Here is a 12,051-nt window from a genome sequence, read left to right on the forward strand (position 1 = left end):
CAGGAGTAGAATATGGGGTACTACAACGTTCTGGTTGCAGTCGCAGTGGCTGCAGACAGTCATCGGCTGGTAGAAAAAGCCGTGTCGATTGTGCGCCCCTACAATGGCCAAATCACGCTGGTGAGTATGATCGCTAACCCCGAGATCTATAATAATTTTGCTGGCCCGATGTTCGGCGATCTGCGTGCTTTGATGGAAGAAGAGACGCTGCTGTTTATGGAGGAGTTGCGCTCGCGCACCGATTACCCGATCGACAATACCCGTATTATCCACGGTGAATTGGGCGACTGTCTGACTTATGCCAATCAGCGCCAACCCTTTGATCTGGTAATTTGCGGTAACCACAGTGACAGTATGCTGAGCAAAGTGACCTGTTCCGCTGTGCGTTTTATTAATACCAGCAGGATTGATGTACTGATCATTCCACTATGATGAACGGGCAATCGCTGTGTCGCTTCTGACGGCTTACCTTTACAATACCCAGGTTTGGGTAACGCTTATTTTATAGTGTAAATTAAGCCATTCTAAATGAGTGAAACTATCCTACAGGCAATAAATAATTGCCAAACGCAATCACTCCCCAGAAAATATTAACCTCTTATAGAATAGCTATTCAGCTCATGAAAATGAACAATGCAAAGCCCCCTTCATTAAGTGACATAAAAAATACATATTAATTATTTCTCTTTAGAATTAAAGTTTCCTGTTTAGTATATATCCATGCGCACATAACGTTATTTTCTCATACCACATATTGAGTAGACTAAATAACTCACCCTGCCGTTCAGGAGAATCCAATGTCCCAGCAAACGCGCTATAATCGTCGTTTTGTTTTAGCCTCTCGCCCACATGGCGAACCCGTGGCAGAAAATTTCCGCCTGGAAACTGTCGAGATACCGCAGCCTGCGGTAGGCCAGTTATTGTTGCGTACCCTCTACCTTTCGCTTGATCCTTATATGCGTGGCCGTATGAGCGACGCTCCTTCATATGCAGCACCCGTGCAAATCGGGCAGGTTATGGTCGGCGGTACCGTATCCCGCGTCGTTTCATCACAGCATCCTGACTTCAAAACCGGCGACTGGGTGTTGGGCTACGAGGGTTGGCAAGAGTATGCGCTGTCCGATGGCCAAGGGTTGCGTAATCTGGGCACCAAGCTGAACCACCCTTCCCGGCTGCTTGGCGTTTTAGGCATGCCAGGCTTTACCGCTTACATGGGGCTGCTGGATATTGGCCAACCACAAGCGGGGGAAACGGTCGTGGTTGCCGCCGCCAGCGGTGCCGTTGGTTCGGTGGTTGGGCAGATCGCCAAACTGAAAGGCTGCCGCGTAGTAGGCGTTGCCGGTGGTGAAGAAAAATGCCGTTACGTTGTCAATGAGCTGGGTTTTGACGCCTGTATCGACCACCGCGCGCCTCAGTTTGCAGCACAGCTGGCCGCCGCCTGCCCACAAGGTATTGACGTTTATTTTGAAAACGTCGGCGGTGTAGTATTCGATGCGGTTATCCCATTGCTTAATACCAAAGCACGTATTCCAGTCTGTGGCGTCATCGCCCAATACAATGCCACCGAATTACCGGCTGGCCCAGATCGGTTGCCTCTGCTGCAAAGCCTGATTCTGCGCAAGCGCATCAAGATGCAGGGTTTTATCATCTTCGATGACTATGCCCCACGTTTTGGCGAATTCTTGCAGCAAATGGAGGAGTGGGTCAGCCAAGGTAAAATCAAATTCCGTGAGGATATCGTCGATGGGCTGGAAAACGCTCCTCAGGCATTCTTTGGTCTGCTGCAGGGGAAAAACTTCGGCAAGCTGGTGATCCGCGTCGGCAACGAATAACGATCGGGCTAGGGTGCCCGGCTCACGCTGGCGCCCTTTTCATTAGCAAACTCTGTAGTGATCAGATACCAATCTCGGTACGTACATCCAACAGTTCGGGAAAAAAGGTCAGTTCCAAGGCCTTTTTTAAAAAACTGACGCCGCTGGAGCCACCGGTTCCTGACTTGAATCCGATAATTCTTTCCACCGTTTTCATGTGGCGGAAGCGCCACAGCTGGAAACTTTCTTCAATATCTACCAGTTTCTCTGCCATTTCGTAGGCTTCCCAATAGGTTTGAGGATTGTTGTAGATCAGCTTGAACACTGGCAACAAATCCGGGTTGCGCTGGTATGGCTGAGTCCAGTCACGCTCAATGCTCGCCTGTGGAATGGGTAACCCGTGGCGGGAAAGATAAAGCAGGAATTCGTCGTACAAGCTGGGGGCTTCCAGCAGCGTTTTTAACGCCGCATATTTTTCTGCATCAGCGCTGAAAACCGCCAACATCGTTGCATTCTTGTTACCCAGCAAAAACTCGATTGAACGATACTGATGGGATTGAAAACCAGAAGAGCTGCCAAGTACCTCACGAAATTCTGCATACTCCGAGGGTGTCAACGTTTCTAATACCGCCCACTGCTCAAACAACAGGCGCTGGATCTGCTTTACCCTGGCCAGAATCTTAAAGCAATGGCTAAGTTGATCCTGCTGAACAAGAAGCCGCGCGGCCTGCAATTCGTGCAGCATCAATTTCATCCATAATTCCGACGTTTGATGCTGCACGATAAACAGCATCTCATCATGATGCTGAGGGTTGGAAAGAGGTTGTTGGCAGACCAGTAACCGATCCAGGCACAGGTAATCACCGTAACTCATACGTTTAGAAAAATCGGTGACGATAGTGTCCTCTAATTCCCGCTGATTCATCTTTTCTCTCCCGGCGCTCCGTTCTGGGGAAACGCGCTGCTGGTTGGCAAAATGAGAGAAAACAATAGTTCATTTACGTAACAAATAGGCAACAATTAACCAAAGATGTTCTGCAGATCACATGCCTGCCTCTTCCACGCATCAAACCCACCGTACCTTTATGGATACCGTTTTTTGCCCGGTATCATTCTGATCAAGGTGTTATCCAGCATAATATAGTGATGAAACAGTGCCCCAACCGCATGAATACCGACAATAAAGTACCCAACATCGGCAATCAGCTCATGGAGCTCTTTCAGATTATGTTGTACGTCAGCATTCGGCAGGCCCGCAATCGGCATGGGGTATGAGAAAAATGACCATTCCACATTGCCGTAATACAGCGATAAGCCCCCCAGCAAAGGCAGGCTGATGAACATCAGGTAAAGAATGCCATGGGTCGCTTTGGCTAAACGAATCTGCCAGCGTGGAGGCGTTGGGATTATCTCTGGATCTTTATAGGCAAACTTGAGGACAACCCGAATTAACATCAGGAACAATATCGTGACCCCAAAGGTGTAATGCAGTGTTTTCATCCACTCCCTGAGATTGCTGCCCTTGGGTGCAATCCCTTTCAGTTCCATCACGGCATAAGTGAGCACGACCAAAATGAAGATTACCCAATGGAAAAAGATCTGACTCGGTGCAAACTTCCGGTTCATGCTTCCCCCTTTCATCTCAATATATAAACTACGCCAACTATAGTCCTGTTTAGTTAAATCAACATTAAAAGGCTCTCTTTGCCTTTAGCTGCTGCTCATTGAAATTCGTATCCAGGTGCGAATTTTAATGATATTCGTATCCAGATACGAATATTTGACAAGTTCGTCTTTGGATGCGAATTTACTATGACACCCTCCTCTCTTGTTGGTCGATAAAATGAAGGCAAAAATCAGCGTCATCACTGGAGATTTGGCAAATTCACAGCAGGTTGATACAGCCAGCTATATTGCACATCTCGATAAGTTACTCTCCGAGCTACAACAAGCCAAGCGCCTACAACAATACGATATCTTTCGCGGTGATAGTTTCCAGATCGTCTCTAAGCCAGAGCAGGGATTGCTCTTGGCTGTGTATATCCGTATCGTACTACGGGCATCCAATACCGCTCACTGGGATGCTCGTTTAGCCATAGGATTGGGTACCCAACAGGCAAAAAACACCGGTTATGGCAGCGCATTCCTTAATTCCGGCAACTCGCTGGATAACATGGCAAAAAATTGCTATCTGGCTCTGAAAACCGACAATGAAAAAATCAACAGCATTGTCAGCGATCTGTTGCCGATGTTAGATCATGTCATCGGCCGTTTGTCACAGTCTGAAGCCAAGATTGTCCAGGCCAGGATGTTTACCTGCACCAACAAAAGCGTAGCCGCAGCGTTGCAGAAAGCGACCTCTACGGTCTCTGCCACCTTAAAACGGGCTGCCTTTGACGAGATGATGCGATTTATCACGGCAATAAACAGGATCACCTCATGACGGATTTAACCTATGCCTCACTGTTGATCTGGATGCTGGTCGTCCATCTGGTTGCCGATTTTCCTCTGCAACCACTCAGTTGGGTGCAGGATAAGGCCCAGAATCGCCGCCGTTCGCGTTTTCTACTGTTACATGCCCTGCTGCATGGCGTGCTGGCAGCTTTTGCTATCTCTCTATTTGGCTTAATTCATAGCGGATTATCGGCCCTAAACGTGTTGAGCGCACTGCTGATAATCAGCATCAGCCATTACCTGATCGACTTGATGAAAGTGACCTGGTTCACTCGGATAAGCTCAGTGAACAGTCTCTTGCTGGATCAGGGGTTACATATGGCCGTTATCCTTTGCCTGTGGCTGTATCTCAGCCCGCATGCTGGAGAAGTGCTATATGTCATATGGCAACAGGCGTCCGGTTGGCAACTCAGTCTGACTTTACTGGCCTATCTGCTGATTTATATGCCCATGGGCATTCTGATCGGGCAGTTGCTGGCGCACTGGGCACCACAAATGCCGCTCAGTGCCAAAGCTGATAACGACTCACTGCTACGGGCGGGTAAACAAATTGGTTATCTGGAGAGAACGCTGATCCTGACGTTTGTGCTGATTGGGCAGATTCCTGCCATCGGTTTTCTGCTGGCAGCAAAGTCCATTTTCCGCTTTGGCGATCTACGGCAAACTGGGGATAAAATGCGTACCGAGTATGTGCTACTCGGTACGCTGTTTTCTTTTACGCTCACCATCATGCTGGGGCTGATGATCAAGAAATTATTATAACCACTCCCCGAAACGGCGAATGTAGAAGCGCTTCATCAGTTGCGCCACGACGCAATAGCTGACCAAGGTTGCTGCTAACCAAGGGAAGTATTCCCACGGCAATGGCTGTAGGCCAACCCAAGCGCCGAGCGGCGAGAACGGAATATAAATACCGAGCGCCATGATAATCCCTGTGGTCAGCAACACTGGCAACGCGGCCGTGCTCTGGATGAATGGGATCTTCTGGGTTCGCAGCATATGCACCACCAGCGTTTGTGACAACAACCCTTCAATAAACCAGCCAGACTGGAACAGCGCCTGATGTTCCACACTATTGGCAGCAAATACGAACCACATCAGGGCATAGGTGGTGATGTCAAAAATAGACGATGTCGGCCCAATCCACAGCATAAAGCGGCCAATGTTTTTAGCATCCCACTTGCGCGGTTTACGCAGGAACTCTTTGTCCATCTTGTCCCATGGCAACGACAATTGGGAAATGTCATACATCAGGTTCTGTAACAGCAGGTGGATCGCAAGCATCGGCAGAAAAGGAATAAAGGCACTGGCAACCAGAACAGAGAACACGTTACCGAAATTGGAACTGGCGGTCATATTCAGGTATTTGATGATATTGCCGAAGGTTTCGCGCCCTTTGATGACCCCTTCTTCCAGCACCATCAGGTTCTTTTCCAGCAAAATGATATCGGCCGATTCTTTGGCAATATCGGTGCCGGTATCAACGGAAATCCCTACGTCAGCATCGCGCAACGCCGGAGCATCATTGATGCCATCTCCCAGAAAACCAACCGTATGGCCGTTGGCCTGCAGCATCTGCAGCACACGTGATTTCTGCAATGGCGTCAGTTTGGTGAATACCGTGCGCTGCTCCACTTCACGTGCCAGCCGAACGTCATCCATCTGTTCGATTTCCAAACCAGAGAGCGGCTCTCCGGGCTCCAAGCCAACATCACGACAAATTTTGCAGGTGATCACCGGGTTATCACCGGTCAGCACTTTCACCGCTACGCCATTTTCCTGCAATGCCGCAATCGCTTCCTGCGCACTTTCCTTCGGCGGATCGAGGAAGGTCAACAGCCCTTCAATCACCAGATCGCGCTCATCCGCCACGCTGAGTGGCAGCGTGCAGCCTTCCTGCCCCAGATCGCGCGTGGCCAGCACCAGCACACGGAAACCATCTTCGTTGTACTGGCAGGCCAATGCCTGCAAAGCAGCACGGCGCGCGTCATCAATCTCCAGTACCTGCTGACCTTCGCGCATGTGGGTGGCGATTGCCAGCATCTCTTCCACGGCACCTTTACAGATCAGCAACTGGCGCTGCTCTTCATCCTGCACCACAATCGACAGGCGACGGCGTACAAAATCAAACGGCAGTTCATCCACCTTGCTATAACGCCCGAGTGCCTCAACGCCCGGTTTGCCACGCCCAAAGCGGATCACTGCCTGATCCATCAGGTTTTTCATTCCGCTTTGATGGAAACTGTTCAACCAGGCCAGATGCAGTACGTGGCTGTCTTTGTTACCGTTCACATCCAGATGATGCTCTAGGATGATACGATCCTGCGTCAAGGTACCGGTTTTATCGGTACAAAGCACATCCATCGCGCCAAAGTTCTGAATGGCATTCAGACGCTTGACCACCACCTTGCGGCGCGCCATGGCGATCGCGCCTTTCGCCAGGTTGGAACTGACAATCATTGGCAGCATTTCTGGCGTCAGGCCAACGGCCACCGCTAACGCAAACAGCGCTGCCTCCGTCCAGTCGCCCTTGGTGAAGCCATTGATCAGCAAGACGATGGGTACCATCACCAGCATAAAGCGGATCAACAGCCAACTGACGCTGTTCACCCCCCGATCAAACGCGGTTTGTGAGCGGGAACCGACAATCGACTTGGCCAGAGAACCAAAGTAGGTGCGGCCCCCGGTCGCTACCACTACCGCCGAGGCAGTGCCGCTGGCAACGTTGGTTCCCATCAGGCAAATATTCGACAGCTCGAGCAACTCGCTTTCGCTGGAGGCATCGATTTCAGTCGATTTCTGACTAACGTTACCCAGCGCGTCATATTTCTCGATCGGGATCGCTTCACCGGTCAAGATGGCCTGGCTGATAAACAGGTCACGGGAACTGAGCAACCGCACATCCGCAGGCACCATATCCCCAGCGGAAAGTTGGATAATGTCGCCCGGGACCAGTTCCCGAATCGGGATTTCCACCGCCAAGGCTTGAGCGCTGAAACTGCTGCGGCGCAGCACCGTCGCGGTCGTTCGCACCATCGATTTCAGTGATTCGGCAGCTTTGTTGGTACGATATTCCTGCCAGAAACGCAGCAAACCGCTCAACGTCACCATCACCAGAATAATGATCACGCCGGTGAGCTCAGTTTCTTCACCGTGCCGGGCCGGAAGCCAATAGTCGGTAAAGAAACTGATCCCCGCCAACACCATCAAAACAAAAATAAACGGGTTATTAAATGCGCTGATGAGCTGCACCAATGCATGGGGGGCCTTCTCATGAGCAACCTGATTGGTGCCAAAGTGTTGCAAACGTTCTTGTGCATCTTCCTGAGTTAATCCAATGCGGCTACAGTTTAAATTTGCCAACGTCTGATCGAGGCTGTTCTTTGCCTCAAGAGCGATGGCATAGGGCGTGCTGTTTTTATCACGGCGGCGTGCTTTTTCTTTAATATAGGTCATGACGCTATTCTCTTATTTTACTCTGCACACAGGGGAACCCCGCCCGGATTAACGGGTGAACATGCGCAAAGCGGAATTTATTGAATTAGCGTTGTTAACGTCATTATTATTGCGCTAACAACGCAGAATAATAAACGCTCCGGGGTGCTCGTCCATAACGGCTCCTTATCACCAAGCAGGTGAATGTTGATAATAATTAAACCGGCAATTCAGAAGCGACTCGCCAATGCACCGCACTGACGCTTTTTTCCAGACTGACGCGGCAGACAATATTTTCAATATCTTTCTGTGCAACGGGATTGGCGATAATTTCCGCACACACTTCTAACTGGCCAGGAATGGCAATATCGGCACTGCGCAGCGATTGCAAACGTAATGCAACGCCGTTCAACGCTTGCAGAATTAACGTGCGTACCAATATTTCATCCTGTTCGCCACAGGTCACCATGATGCGGTAGCGTAATTCCAGATCAACCGCCTGTTGTTGCGGTTGCAGATTAATACGCTGCGCCGCTTCACGCAGCAGAATGTTGGCACACAGGATCACCAGCGTCGCCAGCACGGCCTCCCAATGTTGCCCCAGGCCGCACAACACGCCGATCGCCGCAGAACACCACAGCGTCGCCGCCGTATTCAACCCACGAATATTGAGACCTTCACGCATAATGACGCCAGCGCCAAGAAAGCCGATCCCGGAAACAATTTGCGCAGCGATACGCCCAGCACTAGAGGGTTCCGTGGTAAACGAACTCAGGATAAATACCGCAGCACCGGTCGCCACTAACGCATTGGTACGTAAGCCGGCCATACGTTGCCGCCATTGCCGCTCGGCCCCAATAATTGCGCCCAGGCTCATCGCCAGTAATAAATTTAAGACAAAAGGAGTCATAGCCATGATCTTCCCCTTAATAAACAGCAGGAGGGTGAATCATGTGCTGTTAAGCACACGCAAGATTGCGCTGACAATAAATCAGCGGATTAGCGTTGAATGCCTGGAGGGAAAAGGTTGTAGCGATGAAAGACCATAATAATATCCGAATCAAATCTCCCGAAGCCATTCAGCCTCAGGTACAACAATGATGTTCGGGTTGGCACAACTCGGAAGAACAAGAGAGGGTGCTGCCCGCCGTGTTCGGCAAGCAACAAATCAGAAGGAGATCGGTCAGCTTGCCTTAATTATTTCGCTGCTACTACAACTGTCCAATTGATTTTCTCCGCTGAAATTTTGGCTGAAGTATAGTTATGTGGCCCTATGAAGTAAAGACTAATTTATTAAACGAATACTAAACTGAATATCCTCGTTATTTAATTATGTCGGTAATAATCTCCCCTAAATAATTTGCGTGACAGAAAAGTAAGCCCCCCTGATTCACCCGAGTTGTTGCTGTAACCAATGCAGTAGTGCTTCAACCGCAGGTTGCAAACCCGTGGCCTGCGGCCACACCAGATAAGTATCGTCATTCCCCAAACGCTGTGCCGCTGCTAACGGCACCAACCGGCCCTCAGCAATCAAGTCGCCGACCAGTACCGCTTTCACCAAGGCAATGCCAAACCCCTGTTCAGCAGCGCGGATCAGCAAACCTGCATCATTAAATAGCGCCACTTGCTGACCACCGCTGGCATACCCTTGTGACTGAAACCAGGTACGCCAAGGCGTGACATCATGTTCAAGCAGGGGAAGCGTGGCCTCAGCACGGGCAAAAGCCTGCTGCCACTGCAAGGCCAACGTCGGGGTGGCAACCGGCACCACTTCACCTGTGGCAATTCGCTGTGCTTGCACACCTGGCCATGTTCCCTGCCCCAGGCGAATCGCCGCATCAAAACCTTTACGAGCCAAATCCTGTACGACCAGGGTAGCGTCAATATCCAACCGAATCCCAGGGCAAGCACGATGGAACTCTGCCAATCGAGGCAATAACCAATAATGGGCAAAAGAAGGCAGTACGCTGATGCGCAACGTTTGGCTTGCCGCAATCCGTCTGACACGGCTGATACCTTGCTGCAAGGCTACCAACGCGGGTTCAGCCACGGCCAGCAGTTCACGACCGGCAGCATTCAGCCGCACCCCACGCCCATTACGCTCAAATAACGGACAACCAATGGCCTGTTCGAGTTGCTGAATCTGTTGGCTGACGGCGCCATGAGTCAGGTGTATCTGTTGCGCGGTTGCGCGCAGATTTTCCAACCGAGCAGCAATAATAAACGTTGGTAAAAGATGAACAGGCAGACGATCGTTCATTGCTGGTTAGCCTTATTATCCAAAAAGGCTATTTTTCATCGATATTGATGCCAATGCAAATCCTCTATTCTGTCATCTTAACTTATTGGCACTGAGGAAAAATACATGCACCCTCGTTTACAACAGGATCTTGACGATCTTCCCGGCATACTTGACCACACCAATCAGTTGGCAAAAGGGTTTCTCGCAGGGCTGCAGCAGCGCCCAGTATGCCCGCCATTGGCCGAACAAGAGCTTAACGCCGAGGATAAAATACTGCGGGAAGAAGGCCACGGAGCACTAGCTGCTCTGGACGATTTTTGGCAGCGTTATGCCACAGGGCTCTCTGCTAGCGCCGGACCACGCTATTTTGGCTTTGTCACCGGAGGTAATACTCCGGCGGCCTTAGCAGCCGACTGGCTGGTTAGCACTACCGACCAGAATAGCCTGCTCAGCCATGATACCATTGCTGCAGCCATCGAGTTGGCCACGATTGAGCAACTCAAAGCACTCTTGCATCTGCCGGCTGATTTCAGCGGTAGCTTTGTCAGCGGAGCCACTATGGCCAACTTTGTCGGTATCGCTATCGGCCGCCAATGGCTTGGGCTGCAGCGCGGAATTGATGTGGCACAGCAAGGGCTGGCAGCCTTGGGCCCAATTCAGGTGCTTTCAGCCAATGCACACTCCAGCAGTGTGAAATCACTCGGCATGCTCGGTATCGGACGTGATGCACTACAAAGCATCGCCCAGCAGGACAACTCGGAAGCGATCGACATCACCGCTTTGGAACAGCATCTTGCTGCGACGCCCGGCAGACCGACGATGGTATTAGCCAGCGCGGGGACGGTGAACACCGCCACCTTCGACGATCTGCCTGGTTTGCTGGCGTTACGCGAGCGCTATCCATTCTGGCTGCATGTAGATGCCGCATTCGGCGGCGTGGCCGCCTGTTCCCCCCGCTATGAACACTTGCTGCAAGGCTGGCAACAAGCCGACTCGATCACCGTCGATGCGCACAAATGGATGAACGTCCCCTATGACAGCGCGATTCAGTTCACCCGTCATTTGGCGCTGCAAATGCAGGTATTCCAGAATCACTCAGTTTATCTGGAAGCCCCGACCTTGCGCCCAGATAACTATCTGCACCTGACGCCAGAGAACTCACGGCGTTTTCGCGCTCTGCCATTATGGATGGCATTGAAGGCTTACGGCCGCAACGGCATGCGGGAGATTGTGGAGCGGAACGTCACACTAGCACGCCGTTTGGGGGAGGGGTTAGCGGCCAGTAAAGGATTCCGCCTGCTGGCCCCGGTCAACCTGAACATCCTGTGCTTTGCCTTGACAGAGATTGAAGGTGAAGCAGAAGCCGCGCGTGACCGTTTTCTCGCACGTCTGGATCAGCATGGAGTAGTGCGCTGTACACCCACTCACTATGCCGGTCAGCCTGGCATTCGTGCTGCACTGGTAAACTGGATGACCGAGGAGCGGGATATCATCTTGGCATTAGAATCAATGCGTACCTGCCGGTCAGAGGCTATTTAACCGTCGGGCGAAATGACGCCGTTGTGATAGCGTAACGGCATCTTGCCTAACATTGCGACATGTCACTATCATGCAGTCGTTCACAAACATGTTTAATCCTGCGTGCCTGTAAATACTTAGAACATCTGCATTTCCCTTCACACGCGCCTTTATGTTACTGCCAATCTATACCTACAAAAATTATGTAAAATGCTACGCTGAATGCCGCCTCACCATTGAAAAAACCGACATAAACCAGGATGAAAACCGCTTAACCCTATGTTAATAAAGTAAAAATCATGAGATTAATCCGAACACCTTTTTTCTTGGCTGGGAATCCCCCATGCGAACAACGATAAATAACGCAAATGAATTGAGGTAATTAATTGAATTAAAATGTTAAATTCAAATCATTGATGCTTGCAACACACAAGTGACAATCAAAAGACAGCATATATTAAAGAAAAATTAACATTAAAATACTGTTTAATAATTATCCTACAAAGAAAAAAACAGTCCTAATTCGGTTGTAGAACAATTAATCGGCGATGAACCAATCAATTAAGTAGCATATGATGTTATTGCGAATGG

General features: G+C 50.4%; 10 protein-coding genes. 5 read left to right on the forward strand and 5 right to left on the reverse strand.

The window, feature by feature from the left end; translation table 11 throughout:
* The first annotated feature begins 12 nt into the window (after positions 1–12).
* Positions 13–432, forward strand: coding sequence for a universal stress protein UspC (uspC, locus tag BMI79_RS06595; RefSeq protein ID WP_076941352.1), 420 nt, complete (start codon positions 13–15; stop codon positions 430–432).
* Positions 433–797: 365 nt separating this feature from the next.
* Positions 798–1,832 carry an NADP-dependent oxidoreductase gene (locus tag BMI79_RS06600; RefSeq protein ID WP_076941353.1) on the forward strand — a complete coding sequence of 345 codons (1,035 nt, stop codon included), beginning with the start codon at positions 798–800 and terminating at the stop codon, positions 1,830–1,832.
* 61 nt (positions 1,833–1,893) lie between these two features.
* On the opposite strand, the gene kynA is transcribed toward BMI79_RS06600, so the two are convergent.
* Both kynA and BMI79_RS06610 read right to left on the reverse strand, forming a co-directional pair.
* Complete coding sequence (gene kynA / locus BMI79_RS06605) at positions 1,894–2,736, reverse strand: tryptophan 2,3-dioxygenase (protein WP_076941354.1); 843 nt, start codon at positions 2,734–2,736, stop codon at positions 1,894–1,896.
* 158 nt (positions 2,737–2,894) lie between these two features.
* Complete coding sequence (locus BMI79_RS06610; protein ID WP_076941355.1) at positions 2,895–3,437, reverse strand: cytochrome b; 543 nt, start codon at positions 3,435–3,437, stop codon at positions 2,895–2,897.
* Between the two features lie 217 nt (positions 3,438–3,654).
* Here BMI79_RS06610 and BMI79_RS06615 point away from each other — a divergent pair, with 217 nt between their 5' ends.
* Both BMI79_RS06615 and BMI79_RS06620 read left to right on the forward strand, forming a co-directional pair.
* Positions 3,655–4,254 (forward strand): hypothetical protein, encoded by a 600-nt coding sequence (locus tag BMI79_RS06615; protein ID WP_076941682.1) that lies wholly within the window; start codon positions 3,655–3,657, stop codon positions 4,252–4,254.
* Entirely contained in the window at positions 4,251–5,027 is a 777-nt protein-coding gene (locus BMI79_RS06620; RefSeq protein ID WP_076941356.1) for a DUF3307 domain-containing protein, read from the forward strand. Before BMI79_RS06615 ends, BMI79_RS06620 begins: the two co-directional genes overlap by 4 nt.
* Here BMI79_RS06620 and mgtA read toward each other — a convergent pair.
* The 3 genes from mgtA to BMI79_RS06635 all read right to left on the reverse strand — a co-directional run bounded on the left by mgtA (position 5,022) and on the right by BMI79_RS06635 (position 9,960).
* On the reverse strand, positions 5,022–7,721 hold the full coding sequence (gene mgtA, locus BMI79_RS06625; RefSeq protein ID WP_076941357.1) for a magnesium-translocating P-type ATPase: 2,700 nt from the start codon (positions 7,719–7,721) through the stop codon (positions 5,022–5,024). The genes BMI79_RS06620 and mgtA overlap by 6 nt on opposite strands.
* A gap of 196 nt (positions 7,722–7,917) precedes the next feature.
* Entirely contained in the window at positions 7,918–8,616 is a 699-nt protein-coding gene (locus BMI79_RS06630) for an MgtC family protein (protein WP_076941358.1), read from the reverse strand.
* Between the two features lie 474 nt (positions 8,617–9,090).
* The gene (locus BMI79_RS06635; protein ID WP_076941359.1) at positions 9,091–9,960 is read right to left on the reverse strand and encodes a LysR substrate-binding domain-containing protein; all 870 of its coding nucleotides are present in this window, start codon (positions 9,958–9,960) and stop codon (positions 9,091–9,093) included.
* Between the two features lie 105 nt (positions 9,961–10,065).
* Between BMI79_RS06635 and BMI79_RS06640 the strand changes: the two genes are divergently transcribed.
* Entirely contained in the window at positions 10,066–11,481 is a 1,416-nt protein-coding gene (locus BMI79_RS06640) for a pyridoxal phosphate-dependent decarboxylase family protein (protein WP_076941360.1), read from the forward strand.
* Positions 11,482–12,051 lie beyond the last annotated feature (570 nt).

The organism is Serratia oryzae, assembly GCF_001976145.1.
Classification (GTDB): domain Bacteria; phylum Pseudomonadota; class Gammaproteobacteria; order Enterobacterales; family Enterobacteriaceae; genus Chania; species Chania oryzae.

Bases quoted from the DNA above. Each gene is read 5' to 3' on its own strand.
- mgtA (WP_076941357.1), bottom strand. From the start codon at position 7,721: ATGACCTATATTAAAGAAAAAGCACGCCGCCGTGATAAAAACAGCACG.
- uspC (WP_076941352.1), top strand. From the start codon at position 13: ATGGGGTACTACAACGTTCTGGTTGCAGTCGCAGTGGCTGCAGACAGT.
- kynA (WP_076941354.1), bottom strand. From the start codon at position 2,736: ATGAATCAGCGGGAATTAGAGGACACTATCGTCACCGATTTTTCTAAA.
- BMI79_RS06600 (WP_076941353.1), top strand. From the start codon at position 798: ATGTCCCAGCAAACGCGCTATAATCGTCGTTTTGTTTTAGCCTCTCGC.
- BMI79_RS06610 (WP_076941355.1), bottom strand. From the start codon at position 3,437: ATGAACCGGAAGTTTGCACCGAGTCAGATCTTTTTCCATTGGGTAATC.
- BMI79_RS06615 (WP_076941682.1), top strand. From the start codon at position 3,655: ATGAAGGCAAAAATCAGCGTCATCACTGGAGATTTGGCAAATTCACAG.
- BMI79_RS06630 (WP_076941358.1), bottom strand. From the start codon at position 8,616: ATGGCTATGACTCCTTTTGTCTTAAATTTATTACTGGCGATGAGCCTG.
- BMI79_RS06635 (WP_076941359.1), bottom strand. From the start codon at position 9,960: ATGAACGATCGTCTGCCTGTTCATCTTTTACCAACGTTTATTATTGCT.
- BMI79_RS06620 (WP_076941356.1), top strand. From the start codon at position 4,251: ATGACGGATTTAACCTATGCCTCACTGTTGATCTGGATGCTGGTCGTC.
- BMI79_RS06640 (WP_076941360.1), top strand. From the start codon at position 10,066: ATGCACCCTCGTTTACAACAGGATCTTGACGATCTTCCCGGCATACTT.